The 14,932-nt window shown below is 68.3% G+C and carries 13 protein-coding genes; 3 read left to right on the forward strand and 10 right to left on the reverse strand.

Annotated features, from left to right (window positions below; genetic code table 11):
* Window positions 1–4: 4 nt before the first annotated feature.
* Both EIK80_RS10520 and EIK80_RS10525 read right to left on the reverse strand, forming a co-directional pair.
* Window positions 5–451, reverse strand: coding sequence for a DUF2141 domain-containing protein (locus EIK80_RS10520; RefSeq protein ID WP_125156937.1), 447 nt, complete (start codon window positions 449–451; stop codon window positions 5–7).
* A 33-nt stretch (window positions 452–484) separates the two neighbouring features.
* Window positions 485–1,045: a DUF2306 domain-containing protein gene (locus tag EIK80_RS10525; protein WP_125156938.1), complete on the reverse strand. Its 561-nt coding sequence runs from the start codon at window positions 1,043–1,045 to the stop codon at window positions 485–487.
* 146 nt (window positions 1,046–1,191) lie between these two features.
* On the opposite strand from EIK80_RS10525, the gene EIK80_RS10530 reads away from it, so the two are divergent.
* Window positions 1,192–1,932, forward strand: coding sequence for a LytTR family DNA-binding domain-containing protein (locus EIK80_RS10530; protein WP_233586549.1), 741 nt, complete (start codon window positions 1,192–1,194; stop codon window positions 1,930–1,932).
* Between the two features lie 15 nt (window positions 1,933–1,947).
* Here EIK80_RS10530 and EIK80_RS10535 read toward each other — a convergent pair whose 3' ends face one another.
* The 4 genes from EIK80_RS10535 to EIK80_RS10550 all read right to left on the reverse strand — a co-directional run bounded on the left by EIK80_RS10535 (window position 1,948) and on the right by EIK80_RS10550 (window position 10,161).
* Window positions 1,948–4,113, reverse strand: coding sequence for a hypothetical protein (locus tag EIK80_RS10535; RefSeq protein ID WP_125156940.1), 2,166 nt, complete (start codon window positions 4,111–4,113; stop codon window positions 1,948–1,950).
* A 115-nt stretch (window positions 4,114–4,228) separates the two neighbouring features.
* Window positions 4,229–5,638, reverse strand: a complete 1,410-nt coding sequence (locus EIK80_RS10540) for an efflux transporter outer membrane subunit (protein WP_125156941.1) — start codon at window positions 5,636–5,638, stop codon at window positions 4,229–4,231.
* Window positions 5,638–8,820, reverse strand: coding sequence for an efflux RND transporter permease subunit (locus EIK80_RS10545; protein WP_125156942.1), 3,183 nt, complete (start codon window positions 8,818–8,820; stop codon window positions 5,638–5,640). The genes EIK80_RS10540 and EIK80_RS10545 overlap by 1 nt, the downstream gene beginning before the upstream one ends.
* A 162-nt stretch (window positions 8,821–8,982) precedes the next feature.
* Complete coding sequence (locus tag EIK80_RS10550; protein ID WP_125156943.1) at window positions 8,983–10,161, reverse strand: efflux RND transporter periplasmic adaptor subunit; 1,179 nt, start codon at window positions 10,159–10,161, stop codon at window positions 8,983–8,985.
* Between the two features lie 421 nt (window positions 10,162–10,582).
* On the opposite strand from EIK80_RS10550, the gene EIK80_RS10555 reads away from it, so the two are divergent.
* On the forward strand, window positions 10,583–11,224 hold the full coding sequence (locus EIK80_RS10555) for a TetR/AcrR family transcriptional regulator (protein ID WP_125156944.1): 642 nt from the start codon (window positions 10,583–10,585) through the stop codon (window positions 11,222–11,224).
* A gap of 57 nt (window positions 11,225–11,281) precedes the next feature.
* Here EIK80_RS10555 and modB read toward each other — a convergent pair whose 3' ends face one another.
* The gene (gene modB, locus EIK80_RS10560) at window positions 11,282–11,956 is read right to left on the reverse strand and encodes a molybdate ABC transporter permease subunit (RefSeq protein ID WP_125156945.1); all 675 of its coding nucleotides are present in this window, start codon (window positions 11,954–11,956) and stop codon (window positions 11,282–11,284) included.
* A 2-nt stretch (window positions 11,957–11,958) separates the two neighbouring features.
* A complete protein-coding gene (gene modA / locus EIK80_RS10565; RefSeq protein WP_125156946.1) occupies window positions 11,959–12,729 on the reverse strand; it encodes a molybdate ABC transporter substrate-binding protein in 771 nt (256 codons plus the stop codon).
* A gap of 68 nt (window positions 12,730–12,797) precedes the next feature.
* Here modA and EIK80_RS10570 point away from each other — a divergent pair, with 68 nt between their 5' ends.
* Window positions 12,798–13,580: a TOBE domain-containing protein gene (locus EIK80_RS10570; RefSeq protein ID WP_125156947.1), complete on the forward strand. Its 783-nt coding sequence runs from the start codon at window positions 12,798–12,800 to the stop codon at window positions 13,578–13,580.
* Window positions 13,581–13,644: 64 nt separating this feature from the next.
* On the opposite strand, the gene EIK80_RS10575 is transcribed toward EIK80_RS10570, so the two are convergent.
* Window positions 13,645–14,190 (reverse strand): GNAT family N-acetyltransferase, encoded by a 546-nt coding sequence (locus EIK80_RS10575; RefSeq protein WP_125156948.1) that lies wholly within the window; start codon window positions 14,188–14,190, stop codon window positions 13,645–13,647.
* 8 nt (window positions 14,191–14,198) lie between these two features.
* Entirely contained in the window at window positions 14,199–14,876 is a 678-nt protein-coding gene (gene mtgA / locus EIK80_RS10580) for a monofunctional biosynthetic peptidoglycan transglycosylase (RefSeq protein WP_125156949.1), read from the reverse strand.
* Between the last annotated feature and the right edge of the window lie 56 nt (window positions 14,877–14,932).

Consider the following 14,932-nt stretch of genomic DNA (forward strand, 5'->3'; position numbering starts at 1 on the left):
CTCTCTAGCGCAGATGGAGGACTTGGGTGGTCGCGTCGGCCTTCACCGCGAAGGCGGCGGCGTCGAAGCTGGGCGGGCCCATGTTCGGCTGGGCGTCATTGGAGAAGCCATATGGCTCGACCGGCATGCCGAAGGGGTTGGTCCCCATCTTGCCGTCGCCGTCGACGTCCTGGAACGCGCGGACGGCATAGGTCCCGGGCGGCAGGGCGACGATCTTGGCGGCGGGTTCGGCGTCCGAAGCCGAGGCCTGGGCGACGCGGGCCGGCTTGCCGGAGCTCCAGCCCTGGGCGCTGTCATAGACGGCGATCATCACCTTGCCGGACTTCGAGGCCAGGGCGGGGAAGGTCAGGGTCAGGTCAGCAAAGCCCGCTTGGGGGGTGGCGTCCTGGGCGTGGGCGGCCGGAGCGATCAGCGCCGCGGCGGCGAGAGCGATAGTCAGGGTCTTGAACATGGCGAGGTCCTTTTTCGATGAAGTGTGAGCGGGTCAGCCCAGGAACACGGTCCAGAGCAGGCGGCCGGGGATGAGGGCGAAGAGGCCGGCGATCAGCAGACCGCCGACGAACATGGCGGTCATGGCCCTGCGGTGGCCGCGGACATTGCCGCGCTTGATCGCGTAAACGGCGCCGGGCAGACCGACGATCGCCCAGCCCGACAGCAGGTGGATGAAGCTGAAGTGGCCGTGGTTCAGCTGGCGGATGAACAGCGAGCTGACGGCCGTCACGCCCATGGCCGCCACCCAGGTCCAGCCCAGCACCTTGTGCAGGTTCGTGCCCTTGACCCGCGCCATCAGCGCAATCCCGATGATCAGGGACGTGACGGCGGCCGTCAGGTGGATCCGCACGGCCGGCGGCGCGGCGGCGATCAGGGCCAGGTTCGGCGCATGGGGGTGGACGCCGCGCTCCGCCAGAAAACCGGCCATGCCGGTGAACATGCCAGGAGCCGCGACGCCGACCACGCCGACTGCCAGCGCGACGCCCACGGCGGCGTTTCTCAGGGTGTCGTTGCGAAGCGCCGCCAGCGCGATTGACTTGCCGTTCGCATCCATCTTCCTTCACTCCCGGTTCGGTCCGGCGGGTTCGTCTCGCCGTCGAAAGCCTTGTTGGAGTGGGCCTTCTCTTGTCTCAATCGCCGTTGCGCCAATCGCCGCCGTCCCTTCGTGAGCGGTTGGGGGACGCCGTTCACGCTTCGCGAATGGCGCTGACCTCGCGCGAGGCGGTGCGCGGTTATCTGGTGTCCGGCGGAGCCGGCGTGTTCCTGGCGCTGATCGGCGCCCTGGGCTCGGGCCAGGCGCCGCTGTTCACGCGGCTGGCCTACTGGGTGGGACTGTGCGTCGCCGGCGCGGTCGTGGGCACGGGCGTCACCCAGGTGATCGGCCGCGACGGCCGCGCCGACGGCAACCCCTGGCTCTACGGCGCCCTGACGGTCATCGCCATCACCCTGCCGTTCACGGCCTTCGTGTGGTTCGTCAGCGAGAGCGTGTTCCAGCGCGGGATCCGGATGGAGACCCTGCCCCGCTACCTGGCGCCGGTGTTCGTCGTCACGGTGGGCATGACGGCCCTGAACTTCCTGGTCCAGCGCGAACCCGCCCAGACCCATTCGGCCCCGACCGGCGCCCCGGCCCCGCGCTTCCTGGATCGCCTGCCGGCCAAGCTGCGCGGCGCCGAGCTCTTCGCCGTCGAGGCCGACGACCATTATCTGCGCCTGCACACCTCGCGCGGCCAGGACCTGATCCTGATGCGCCTGTCCGACGCCGTGGCCGAACTGGAGGGCATCGAGGGCGCCCAGACCCATCGCTCGTGGTGGGTGGCCAAGGCGGCGGTCGAGGGCGCCCGGCGCGGCGACGGCCGGGCGACCCTGCGGCTGAAGGGCGATGTCGAGGCACCCGTCAGCCGCGCCTACGCCAAGGCGTTGCGCGAGAGCGGCTGGTTCTGATCAGCCGCCATTCGCTCAGCCGAAGTGGATGTCGGCGCTGGCCGCGCCAGTCCCGACGGTCAGGCCGACGACGCCGACCAGCTTGATCAGACCGTCGCCGACATTGACCCCCACCGTGGCGTCCTGGTGGTAGATGTAGGTGTCGCCGTTCCACTCGAAGACCGCCGTGGCGTTGGCCGACACCTGGCTGGAGGCGTTGATCAGCGCCTGTTCCAGCGTGGTGGCGGAGCCGGCGCTGATGCCGGTGGTCACCGCCGAGATCACCGTCCCCAGGTCGACGTGGTCGACGCCCTTCTCGAAGTCGGTGAGGGTGGCGAAGGCGGTCACCTTGTTGTTCTCGACGCCGAGGTTCGAGAAGCGCGGCGCGGAGACGCCGTTCTCGTACAGCTTGAAGACGTCCGAGCCCGCGCCCAGGGTGAAGGTCGACACGGACGCCCCAAGCAGGTCGGCGGCCACGCTGTCATTGTAGGCCGACAGCACGACGGTGTTCGGGACGCCGCCGGAGCCGCCGATCCCGAGGACGTCGATCCCCGCCGAGCTGGAGGCGTCCAGGTTGTGGGTCGTGAGGTTGTAGCCGCCCTCGCTGCCGATGAAGTTGGCGGTCAGGTGGCCGGTCCCGACAACGACGACCTTGCCGCTGGAGTAAGGTCCGTTGACGGTCTGCGAGTTGATGAGGGCCAGCGTGCTGTCGCTCTGGACGTGCACGACCAGCGCCCCGTCATTGCCGGTGACCACCAGCTGGGTCGGCGTGGCGTTGCTGCTGGTGACGTTGTTCAGATAGGCGTTCACGACAGGGGCCCCGACCTGCGTCGAGGACATGCCGGTGATCACCAGGTCGACGTGGTAGTTGACCTTCAGCGTGCCGCCGGTGACCCCGTCCATCTTCAGCGCCACGTTCTGGGCGAGGTTGTCGATCCGCGTCGAGATCGACGACTTCAGGGTGACGTCCTGCAGGCCAGTGTAGTTCGTGGCCACCAGCGGCATGACCGTGGTCGTGCCCAGGGTCGGCGAGGTGAATGACAGCTTGAAGTTCTCGAGCACCAGGTGCTCGACATTGGTGATCTGGGTCTTGTCGAACAGGTCGGTGTCGGCGCCCATCACCAGGGTGTCGTCGCCGGCGCCGCCGTCGACGATGGCGCCGTTGATCATCTTGCCGACCGTGATCAGGTCGTTGCCGGCGCCGCCGCTGATCTTGCCGTTCGGCGCGCCGCCCAGCACGTCCACCGCTGCGTTCAGCTGACCGACGGTGATCGTGTCGTTGCCGTCGCCGCCGTCGATATAGCCGCCGACCGCGCCCGAGAAGGTGACGGAGTCGTGGCCGCCGCTGACGAGGATCGCGCCGCTGTTGGTCGTTCCCGTGACCGTGTCGTTGTTGGTCGTCGAACGCAGGGCCGCGTTGGTCGCGTCGGGCGAGACGCTCTGGGTGTCGGTCACCGCGATGGTCGCGCCGGCGGCGAAGGTCGGCTGTTCGCCATAGGTCCCGACCAGGCTGGTGTTGAAGCTCGCCTGGCCATCGTTGGCGAGGTCGGCGAGGAAGGCGTCATTGGCCTTGGCGTAGACGCCGATGTGCTCGTTCGCGGCCACGGCCAGCAGGAAGCCGACCATGGCGCCCTTGGTCCCCAGGCCGTTCGCGCCGTCGCCGCCGTAATAGGCGAAGTACTCGGCGCGGGTGAAGGTCCCGCCCAGGCCGTTGGGCACCTGGGCGGTCAGGATGGTGTCGATCAGGCCCGCCGCCGGCGCGAAGCCGAAGATCTCGCCATAGGCCTTGGTCGCCGCGGCGGCCAGGTCCAGCGACCCGTAAGCGGCGGTGAAAGCGTCCTTGCCCGCGCCGTTCTTGCCCAGATTGACCGCGAAATTGATGAAGCGGTTCTCGGCCGAGAACGACTGGTAATAGGCCGAGTTCAGGTTGTTGGGGTTCCCGCCGTTCGGCGAGATCAGATAGTCCAGGCCGAACGCCGTCGGTGTCGCCCCGGTGAAGAAGTTGTACGAGAGGTTGGCCACCGTGGTGGACGCGGTCACCAGCTTGGCGATCTCGATGCGCGCGTCGGTCAGACTCAGGGTCGCGGCGTCAACGCGCCCGGCCAGGGTCTGCAGCGCGGTCAGATCCGCCGCCGGGATGTTGGCGAACGGGAGACGCGAGACGTCGCTATAGGCGGATTGCAGAACTTGAAGCGTAGCCATAACTCAACCTCCGGCACATGTTGCGTCGTTGGTATTGAGTTTGCTGTACAGATGCAAGCGGCGCCGTGAAAATAGTTCGCCCCGGCCGTCGAACGACCGGGGCGAACCTTTGGTTTCAGGCTTTCCAGCCGCCGCCGAGCGCCTTGTAGATGGCCACGACGTCGGTGTTGACGCCGGTCTCGGCGACGCTGAGGGCGTCTTCCGCGGCCAGCAGGGTGCGTTCGGCGTCGAGCAGCACCAGGAAGTCGATGCCGCCCTCCTTGTACTGGATGCGGGCCAGTTCGGCCGCGCGGCGCGAGGCCGCCGCCTGGGCGGTCAGGCTGGTCAGCTGAGCCTGCTGTTGGCGATAGGAGACCAGGGCGTTCTCCAGGTCCTCCAGAGCCCGCAGCACGGTCTGATCGTAGTTGGCCAGGGCCGCGTCGTCGCGGGCTCGGGCCGCGCGCAGGCGGGCATGGGCGCTGCCCAGGTCGAGCGCCGGCCAGCTGACGCTGGGGGCCACCGACCAGGCCTTGCTTGCGCCGTTGCCGAAGCCGGCCGAGGTTCCCGACAGGAAGCCGATGAAGCCCGTCACCGAGACGCGCGGGAAGAGGTCGGCCGTGGCCACCCCCACCTGCGCGGTCTGAGCGGCCAGGCGACGCTCGGCCGCCTGCACATCCGGACGACGGCGCAGCAGGTCGCCGGCGTCGCCGATCGGCAGGGCGGTGACCAGCGGCCGCGTGTCGACATCGCGCGGGACCAGCAGGGCGTCCAGCGCGCCGGGGCGCTGCCCCGTCAGGACCGCCAGGCGGTAGTTGGCGCGCTTCTCGGCCGTGATCAGGCCCGGGATCGCCGCCTCCGTGGCGTTCAGGCGCGCCTGGGCCGAGGCCACGTCGATCGGGCTGCCGGCTCCGGCGTCGAACCGCACCTTGGTCAGGCGCAGGGTCTCGCGCTGGGTCTCCAGATTGCGATTGGCGACCTTCAGGCGAGCCTGAGCGCCGCGCAGTTCGAGATAGTTCCGAGCCACCTCGGCCGCGACCGTGACCTGGGCGTCGCGCAGGTCGGCCTGGGCCGCGCCGGCCTCCGCCCCCGCCGCCTCGACGCCCCGACGCACGCGGCCGAACAGGTCGATCTCCCAGCCGGCGTCGAAGCCGGCCTGGTAGGTCTGGCTCTCGACGCGCTGGCCGTTCGAGCCGGGCTGCTGCTGGTCGCTCTTCACATAGGTCCCGTCGGCGGTGACGTGCGGCAGCAGGTCCAGCTTCTGTTCGGTGAACAGGGCCCGGGCCTCCGCCACGCGGGCCACGGCGATCCTCAAGTCGAGATTGGCCGAGAAGGCCTGGCCGACCAGTTGGTCCAGCACCGGATCGCCGAACGCCTTCCACCATTCGGCTTCCGGATTGGCGGCGGTGAAGACGGCCGGGTCGGCGTTCTGGAAGGCCGCCGGCGGGGTGGCCGGCGCCTTGTAGTTCGGGCCCACCGCGCAGGCGGCGGCCGTTAGGGAGACGCCGGCGATCAGCGCGGCGCGCAGGGTGTTGGCGAAAACGGACATCAGTGAGCCTCCACGGCCGGGGCCGTCGGATTCACCGCCTTGCTTGCGGCCCGGCGGGCCGTGTTGCGGCGGATGACGTAGTAGAAGATCGGCGTCAGGATCAGACCGAAGACGGTCACGCCCAGCATGCCGGAGAACACCGCCACGCCCATGGCGCGGCGCATCTCCGCCCCGGCCCCGTGCGACACCACCAGGGGGTAGACCCCCATGATGAAGGCGATCGAGGTCATCAGGATCGGACGCAGGCGCAGGCGGCAGGCCTCCAGGACCGCCTGGAGCGGGCTGTCGCCGTGCTCCTCGCGTTCCTTGGCGAACTCCACGATCAGGATGGCGTTCTTGCAGGCCAACCCCACCAGCACGATCAGGCCGATCTGGGTGAAGATGTTGTTGTCGCCCTTGCTGATCCACACGCCGGCCAGGGCCGACAGCAGGGTCATCGGAACGATCAGGATGACGACCAGCGGCAGGCTCCAGCTTTCGTACTGGGCGACCAGCACCAGGAAGGCCAGCAGCACGCAGAGCGGGAAGATGAAGATCGCCGTGTTGCCCGCCAGGATCTGCTGGTAGGTCAGCTCGGTCCACTCATAGCCCATGCCGTTGGGCAGCTCCTTCTTGGCGAGGTCCTCCAGCGCCTTCTGAGCCTGGCCGGTCGAGAAGCCCGGGGCCGGGCCGCCGTTGATCTCGGCGGTCAGCATGCCGTTGTAGTGGCTCTCGCGGTCGGGACCGGTGGTCTCGTGGAAGTTCACGAAGGCGCCCAGCGGGATCATCTGGCCCTGAGCATTGCGGGTCTGCAGGCGCAGCATCTGCTCGGGCTGCAGGCGGAAGCGCTGGTCGGCCTGCACGTTGACCTCGTAGGTCCGCCCAAAGCGGTTGAAGTCGTTGACGTACAGCGAGCCCAGATAGACCTGCATCGTCTCGAACAGGTCGGTCAGGGACACGCCCTGGGCCCGGGCCTTCTCACGGTCGATGTCGGCCTGGATCTTCGGAACGCTGACCTGATAGCTGGAGAAGATGCCGGCCAGGGCGGGGTCCTGCCGCGCCTTGTCCATCAGGTTCTGGGTGGCCTTGTTCAGCTCGTCGGGGCCAAGGCCGGCCTTGTCGACGATCTGCATACGGAAGCCGCCGATGGTGCCCAGGCCCTGGACGGACGGGGGCGGGAAGACGGCGATCTGGGCGTCGGGGATGGCGCCGAACTTCTGGTTCAGAGCCGCCACGATGGCGCCGGCCTGCTTGTCCTTGTCGCGACGGTCCTTGAAGTCGGTGAGGGTGTAGAACACCGCGCCGGAGTTGGGGCTGTTGATCAGGCCGTTCACCGACAGGCCGGGGAAGGCCACCGAGCTCTTGACGCCAGGCACGCCCTTGGAAATCTCGCCCATCTGGCGGATCACCGCCTCCGTGCGGTCCAGCGAGGCGGCGTCGGGCAGCTGCACGACGGCGACCACATAGGCCTTGTCCTGCTGCGGCACGAAGCCGGTCGGGGTCTTGGAGAAGGCGAACACCGTCAGGACCAGCAGGACGCCGTAGACGACCAGGCCCGCGGCCGAGCGGCCCAGGGTCCTGGCCACGGTGGCGACATAGCCGTGCGAGGCCTTGGCGAAGAAGCGGTTGAAGGGGTTGAACAGCCAGCCCAGGGCCGCGTCGATCAGCTTCTGGAAGCGGTCCTTCGGCGCGTCGTGGCTGCGCAGCAGGACGGCGGCCAGGGCCGGCGACAGGGTCAGGGAGTTGATCGCCGAGATCACCGTCGAGATGGCGATGGTCAGGGCGAACTGCCGGTAGAACTGGCCCGACAGGCCGCTGATGAAGGCGGTGGGGATGAACACCGCGCACAGCACCAGGGCCGTGGAGATGATCGGTCCGGTCACTTCGCTCATGGCCTTGCGGGTGGCGTCGGCCGGGGCGAGGCCCAGGGATATGTTCCGCTCGACGTTCTCGACCACGACGATGGCGTCGTCGACGACGATCCCGATGGCCAGCACCAGGCCGAACAGGGTCAGGGCGTTGAGGCCGAAGCCCAGCATCAGCATCACGGCGAAGGTGCCGATCAGACTGACGGGCACGGCGATCAGCGGAATCACCGAGGCGCGCCAGCCCTGCAGGAAGACCACCACCACGATGACGACCAGGATGATGGCCTCGATCAGGGTGTGGACCACCGAGTCGATGCTTTCCTGAACGAAGGCCGTGGTGTCGTAGATGATCTCGTAGTCGACCCCTTCGGGGAACTCCTTCTTGAGTTCCTTCATGGTCTTCTTGACGTTGGCGGCCATCTCCAGGGCGTTCGAACCCGGACGCTGGAAGATCGGCATGGCCACGGCGGACTTGTTGTCCAGCAAGGAGCGCAGGGCGTAGTTGTTGGCGCCCAGCTCCACGCGAGCCACGTCGCCCAGGCGGGTGATCTGGCCGTCGTCGCCCGAACGGATGATCACGTCGCGGAACTGCTCCTCGTCGGTCAGACGGCCGGGAGCGTTGATCGACAGCTGGAAGTCGGCGCCCGAACCGGCGTTGGGCGGCGCGCCCAGCTGACCGGCGGCCACCTGGACGTTCTGTTCGCGCAGGGCGCGGACGACGTCGCCGGCGGTCATCGACAGGGCCGCCAGCTTCTCGGGATCCAGCCAGACGCGCATCGAGTAAGACCCGGCGCCGAAGATCTGCACGTCGCCGACGCCGTCGATGCGCTTCAGCCGATCACGCACGTTCAGCTGCGCGTAGTTGCTGAGGTACAGCATGTCGTAGCGGTTGTTCGGCGAGATCATGTGCACGACCAGGGTCAGGTCGGGCGAGGCCTTGTCCGTCGTCACGCCGATGCGCTGCACCTCCTGGGGCAGCTTGGGCAGGGCCTGGGCGACGCGGTTCTGGACCTGCACCTGGGCCTTATCCAGGTCGGTGCCGAGCGCGAAGGTGACGGTCAGCACCATCGCCCCGTCGGCGGCCGACTGCGACGACTGGTAGATCATGCCCTCGACGCCGTTGATCGCCTGCTCCAGCGGAGCGGCGACGGTCTGGCCGATGACGGACGGGTTGGCGCCCGGATAGGCGGCGCGCACGACCACGGTCGGCGGCACCACTTCGGGATATTCACTGATCGGCAGCTGGGGCAGGGACACCAGGCCGGCGATGAAGATGATGATCGAGAGCACCGCCGCGAAACGCGGTCGGTTCACGAAGAACTTTGAGAAGGACATGGTTGTCGTTCCAGAGGGCGTTCCGGGGAGGAGCCGTTGGGGTAAGCGTCGGGCATGCAGGGCCCCTCCCCGCCATCCGGCGGGCGAAAGAAGCCGCGAAAACCCTCGAAAAAGACGCCCGGCTCAGTCACGCGAGCCGGGCGTTACGCTTCAGGTACGAACCTAGTTCTGGCCGGCGGAGCGACCGACCGCGATCTGGCGGCCGCCGACTTCCAGCTGCGAGAGGTCGGCGAGGTCGGTCTTGACCTTGACCGGCGCCACGGTGTCGCCCGGCTTGACCTTCTGCAGGCCGCCGACGATCACCCGGTCGCCGGGCTTCAGGCCCGAGCGGATGATGCGCAGGTTGCCGGCCAATGGGCCGATCTCGACCGGGCGGTACTCGGCCTTGTTGTTCCCGTTGACCACCACGACGAAGCGCTTGCCCAGGTCCGTGCCGATGGCGCGGTCGGGCGCCAGCGCCACGGTTTGGCTCTCGGCGCTGACCAGGCGGATGCGGGCGAACAGACCGGGGGTGAAGCGGCCATCGGCATTGGCGAAGATCGCCCGGCCGTTGATGGTGCCGCTCTTGGCGTCCAGAGCGTTGTCGATGAACGACAGCTTGCCCTCGTGCGGATAACCGTCCTCGGTGATCAGACCCATATAGACCGGGCTGCCCTTGCCGCGTTCGGCCGAGGCGTATTTGAGGAAGGTCTGCTCGTCGGCGTTGAACTCGGCGTAGATCGGGGTGTCGGACACCACGGTCGTCATCAGCGAGGACTGGGTGACCAGGTTGCCGCGGGTGATGATGGTCTTGGAGATCCGGCCATCGATCGGCGAGGTCACCTTGGTCCATTCCAGGTTCAGGCGGGCGGTCTGGTAGGCCGCCTGGGCCGCCGAGACATTGGCCTGGGCCGCGCGCTCTTCCGAGGCGAGGCGGTCGAATTCGCTCTGGGCCAGGGCGTTCTGCTCGATCAGGCGACGGCCGCGTTCGCGGTTGATGGTCGCCAGGTCCAGCTGGGCCTTGGCGCGCGACACCTCGGCGGCGGCGCGGTCAGCCTCGGCCTTGTAGGGGCGCGGGTCGATCTGGAAGAGCACCTGGCCCTTGCGGACGCGAGCGCCTTCGGAGAACTGCGCGCCGTCGACATAGCCGCTGACGCGCGGACGGATCTCGACGGTGTCGATCGGCTCGAGGCGGCCGGTGAAGTCGTCCCACTGGCGGAGCGACTTGAAGGCGACGTCGGCGACGGTGACCTGCACGGGCGGCGGGGCGGCGGCTTCCTGCTTGGCCTGGGCCGAGCAGGCGGCCAGCACGGCCACGGCGGCGAGGCCGGCGAAGGACGTGATGACGGGTTGAATACGCATGGGGGAGGACCCTGTCGGGAGGTGAAGCGGGGAGGAGGAAGAGGAGGTTCTTGTTGTCATTCCCAGACGGGCCGCCGGGCGGAGCGTCGGGTGTTCGAGGACCAGGTGTCGCCCAAGGAGCGCACCGTTGGCCCATGGGGGGATTGTCCGATCCATCGCCGGTTGGGACCGGCCTGAGATTTAAATAGACCCAGCAAACCCTTAGCCGGCTTGGCCTGGGGCGCGTCGACGTAAACGTTTGTTTGCGGGGGCATTGGCGCGCGCTCCTTTTTTGGGGTTTAAGGGAGGAAATGTCGCAGGGACTGTTACTTGACCCGAGCGACTGGAAGGACGATTTAGGATGTGACGAGACCGTTCGGTATCATCGACAAGCCGAGAGATACTGACCGGTAACTCGCACGTCAAGGAGAGGTCTGCCAAAATGGCGACGAGAAATTCTGGGGACGTTGTCGGGGGCGACACGGAAACGGCGGGGGTTAACCCTAGCGCGCCGCTATCCAAGCGCCCCGCGCGGGACCGGATCTTCGAGACCGCCCGCGAGCTGTTCTATCAGCACGGCATCCGCGCGGTCGGCGTCGAGACCATCGCGTCCGAGGCCGACGCCACCAAGATGACGCTGTATCGCAACTTCCCGTCCAAGGACGAACTGGTCGCCGAGGTGCTGCGCGAGCAGGAGCGCGACTATTGGGCCTGGTGGGAAGAGGTGACGTCGTGCTGCTGCACCGAACCCCGCGCCCAGCTGGAGGCGATCTTCGACGCCTTCGAGACCAAGGCCTGCAACGCCGATATCCATGGCTGCCCGCTGTCGAACGCCGCCATCGAACTGCACGAGGAGAACCACCCCGCCCAGGTGGTCTCGGTCAACTACAAGAAAGAGCTGTACCGCCGGATCAACGCCCTGACCCGGGCCGCGGGAGCCAAGGACGACGACCTCGCGGACTCTCTGATGCTGCTGATGGAAGGCGCCTCGGGGGCGCGCGTGACGCTCGGCGCCGGCGGTCCGGTAAAGGCCGTGGCGCGCTCGGCCAAGGCGCTGATCAAGTTCCATCTCGACGGTCGCTGAGCGCAAGGCGCGTCCGATTTCGGTCGCCTGGAGCGCGGCGGCCAAGCCGCGCGCCGTCTATGATCGCGCGCGCAGCAGGATCTTCGAGCGTGCTTCCAGCCCCAGCAGGGTGAACAGCACCAGGAAGGCGAAGGCCAGCAGCATCAGCGACAGCTGGTGCGCCCTCCCCCACTCCATGCCCTCGACCAGGCGATAGATCTCGGTCGAGAGCACCGCGGTCTCACCCGGGATATTGCCGCCCAGCATCATCACCACGCCGAACTCACCCACCGTATGGGCGAAGACCAGGATGGCGGCGGCGACATAGCCGGGGATCGACAGCGGCAAGGCCACCCGCCAGAAGCGCTGCCAAGGCGAGGCGCCGAGGGTGGCGGCGGCCTCCAGCGGCTCGTCGCCGATCGCCAGGAACGCGTTGCGCAGCGGCTGCACCGCGAACGGCAGCGAATAGATCAGCGAGCCGATCACCAGCCCTTCGAAGGTGAAGGCCAGGGTGCGGACTCCGAACGGCTGGAACAGCGCCATCAACGGGCTTTTCGGGCCCAGGGCGATCAGCAGATAGAAACCCAGCACGGTCGGCGGCAGCACGATCGGCAGGGCGACCAGCGCCGTCACGGGCGCGCGCAGGGCCGAGCGGCCGCGCGCCAGCCACCAGGACAGGGGCGTGGCCAAGGCCAGCAGCAGGACCGTGGTGATCCCCGCCAGCTTGCCCGTCAGCCACAGGACCTCCGTCACGATCAGCGGACCTCGTAGCCGTAGCGCTTGATGATCGCCCTGGCCTCGCCGCCCTTCAGGAACTTCAGGAAGGCCTTGGCCGCCTCGCTGTTCGCGCCGGTCTTCAGCAGCACGGCCTGCTGGTCGATCGGCGCATGGTCGGCGGCCGGCACGACCCAGCGCGAGCCGCCCGGCTCGGCGATCACCTGTGAGAGGGCCACGAAGCCCAGCTCGGCCGCGCCGGTCTGGACGTACTGGAAGGCCTGGGTGATCGAGGCCCCCTGCACGATCCTCGGCTTCAGCGCGTCGTAGAGCTTCAGCCTGGTCAGGGTCTCGACCGCCGCCTGACCGTAGGGCGCGGCCTTGGGATCGGCGATCGACAGCTTCTCGAACTTGCCGGTCTTGAGCACGGCCCCGCCCTTGGCATTTGGGCCGTCCACCAGGCCGGGCGTCTTGCTGTAGAGCACCAGACGGCCGGTGGCGTAGGTGAAGCGCGATCCCGGAACGGCGAGCCCCTCGGCCTCGGCCTTCCCCGGCCGCTCGGCGTCGGCCGACAGGAACACCTCGTACGGCGCGCCATTGGCGATCTGGGTGTAGAACTGGCCCGAGGAGCCGAAGCTCAAGATCGCGTCATGGCCGGTCCTGACCTTGAACCTGGCGGCGATCTCTCGGGCGGCCTCGGTGAAGTTGGCGGCCACGGCGACCTTGGTCTCGCCCGCGAAGGCCGCCCCGCCCAGAACCAGCGACAGAGCCCCGGACAGGGCGGCGATCAGCATCGGACGGCGCGCGATCATCTGTTAGTCCTACCCTCTCAACGGTATCGGGCTGCGGTTATGTAGCTCCTGTACATAACGGTGAAACAGTGGCTCGCGAAGACGATTTCAGCGCCTCCCTGATCCTGAAGCGCGGCGGCCTGACCCGCGTGGGGCTGGAACGCATCGCCCTGCTGGAGGCCGTCGCCGGTCTGGGTTCGATCAGCGCCGCCGCCAAGCACGTGGGGCTCTCTTACAAGGGCGCCTGGGACGGAATCCAGGCGCTGAACAACCTCTTCGACGCGCCCCTGGTCAGCGCGGCGCCCGGCGGCAGAAGCGGCGGGACGACCGAGGTCACGCCGCGCGGGCAAGCGGTGATCCGCGCCTTCCGCGCCGCCGAGCGCGAGGTCGGCGCGGCCTTCGCGCGGCTGGAGGCGGATCTGTCGGGCGACGCCGAACCGCTGTGGAGCCTGGGTCTGCGCACCAGCGCCCGCAACGCGCTGCGCGGCGTGGTGACGGCGATCGAGGGCGACGGCGTCACGGCGGTCGTGACCCTGGCGCTGACCGACAGCCTGTCGCTGCGCGCCTCGATCACCCAGCGCAGCGTCGACGACCTGAACCTCGCGCCCGGCCGGGCGGCGATCGCCCTGATCAAGTCCAGCTTCGTACGGATCGGCGCCGATCCCCTCGGGGGCGACGGCGACAACCGCCTGCCCGGCGAGATCGTCGACCGCGAGGCCGGCGACGCGTCGGCCGAGGTGACGATCGCGCTCTCGGCGGGAAAGAGCCTGACGGCGACCTTGAAGCCAGGCGACACGGCCTGGGGCCTGGCGGTCGGCGCCAAGGTCCAGGCGCACATCGCGGCGTCGGACGTGATCCTGGCGGTGGATTAGGTCGGCCCGTGGGCGTCATGCTGGCGATGCGGAGCGCGCCGGACGCGTTTCTCGGCCAGAACGGCTAGCGGCTACGCATCCGCCACTGATCGACCGTCTGCCCCCAGAGCTCGACCTTGCTGGCGTCGTGCGGCGGCGGCAACCTGCCCGGCCCGCGATTGACCGCGCCAAGGCGCCGGGCGACGTTCTGGGACGGGATGTTCTCCGGATCGATGCAGTGGATGATGTCGGTCCAGCCCAGGTGATCGAAGGCCCAGTCCATCGTCGCCGTCGCCGCTTCGACCGCATAACCCCGCCCTTGCGCCGACGGCAGCAGGCCCCAGCCAACCTCATCGCCGGGCCAGCCGTCCGGCCGCCAGGGACCGATGCGGCCGATCCAGGCCCCGCTGGCCTTCTCGATCACCGAAAACATGCCAAAGCCGTGCAAGGCCCAGGATCCGGCCATCGCGGCCATACCGCGCCAGACCAAGGCGCGCGGCTGGACGCCGCCGATGAAACGGGCGGCCTGCGGGTCCGCCATCAGCATCGCCCAGCCGTCGAGATCGGCATCGGCCGGCGGCCGTAGAATCAGGCGTTCGGTCTCGAGCGTGGGTCCAGGCGCGACGGGCATGTTTCCTCCTAGCCCAAGCAATCAGCCAGGCCGTCGCGGCGCACCGCGCCCGAGGCCTTGCCGATCTTCTGGGTCCGCTTGGCCACGTACTTGCCCGGCTTGATCACCCGCCACTTCAGCGGGCTGGGCAGGATGGCCGCCAGCCGCGAGGCCTGGGCCTGGGTCAGCTTGTCGGCGTCGACGCCGAAATAGCGCTGCGAGGCGGCCTGAGCGCCGTAGATGCCCGAGCCGAACTCGATGGAGTTGAGATAGACCTCCATGATCCGCGGCTTGCCCCACAGCAGCTCGATCAGCACCGTGAACCAGGCCTCCAGGCCCTTGCGGACATAGGAGCGCCCCGGCCACAGGAAGACGTTCTTGGCCGTCTGCTGGCTGATGGTCGAACCGCCGCGGATCTTCTTGCCGGCCTCGTTGTTAGCGTAGGCCTTCTGCAGGGCGTCGAAGTCGAAGCCGTGGTGCTCGCAGAACCGGGCGTCCTCGGCGGCGATCAGGGCGCGCGGCAGCGCCGGCGCGACCTTGTCCAGGGGCCTCCAGCGATGGTCCAGCCCCCGGCCCTCGACGGCGCGAATGACCATCAGCGGGGTCACCGGCGGCGGGATGAAGCGATAGAGAATCACCGTCACCACCGGTCCGGCCACCAGCACGATGAACAGAGCCAGCGCGATATTCCGCAACAGCCGCCGCACGAAACGCCCCCAAGAAACGTAACCGAGAAGTCCACTTGTCTTGACCTTGCGGACGG

Source organism: Caulobacter sp. 602-1 (genome assembly GCF_003931565.1).
Classification (GTDB): domain Bacteria; phylum Pseudomonadota; class Alphaproteobacteria; order Caulobacterales; family Caulobacteraceae; genus Caulobacter.

What these genes read in the sequence shown, in the direction of transcription:
- EIK80_RS10520 (WP_125156937.1), bottom strand. Translation starts at nt 451, where the DNA reads ATGTTCAAGACCCTGACTATCGCTCTCGCCGCCGCGGCGCTGATCGCT.
- EIK80_RS10525 (WP_125156938.1), bottom strand. Translation starts at nt 1,045, where the DNA reads ATGGATGCGAACGGCAAGTCAATCGCGCTGGCGGCGCTTCGCAACGAC.
- EIK80_RS10530 (WP_233586549.1), top strand. Translation starts at nt 1,192, where the DNA reads ATGGCGCTGACCTCGCGCGAGGCGGTGCGCGGTTATCTGGTGTCCGGC.
- EIK80_RS10535 (WP_125156940.1), bottom strand. Translation starts at nt 4,113, where the DNA reads ATGGCTACGCTTCAAGTTCTGCAATCCGCCTATAGCGACGTCTCGCGT.
- EIK80_RS10540 (WP_125156941.1), bottom strand. Translation starts at nt 5,638, where the DNA reads ATGTCCGTTTTCGCCAACACCCTGCGCGCCGCGCTGATCGCCGGCGTC.
- EIK80_RS10545 (WP_125156942.1), bottom strand. Translation starts at nt 8,820, where the DNA reads ATGTCCTTCTCAAAGTTCTTCGTGAACCGACCGCGTTTCGCGGCGGTG.
- EIK80_RS10550 (WP_125156943.1), bottom strand. Translation starts at nt 10,161, where the DNA reads ATGCGTATTCAACCCGTCATCACGTCCTTCGCCGGCCTCGCCGCCGTG.
- EIK80_RS10555 (WP_125156944.1), top strand. Translation starts at nt 10,583, where the DNA reads ATGGCGACGAGAAATTCTGGGGACGTTGTCGGGGGCGACACGGAAACG.
- modA (WP_125156946.1), bottom strand. Translation starts at nt 12,729, where the DNA reads ATGATCGCGCGCCGTCCGATGCTGATCGCCGCCCTGTCCGGGGCTCTG.
- EIK80_RS10575 (WP_125156948.1), bottom strand. Translation starts at nt 14,190, where the DNA reads ATGCCCGTCGCGCCTGGACCCACGCTCGAGACCGAACGCCTGATTCTA.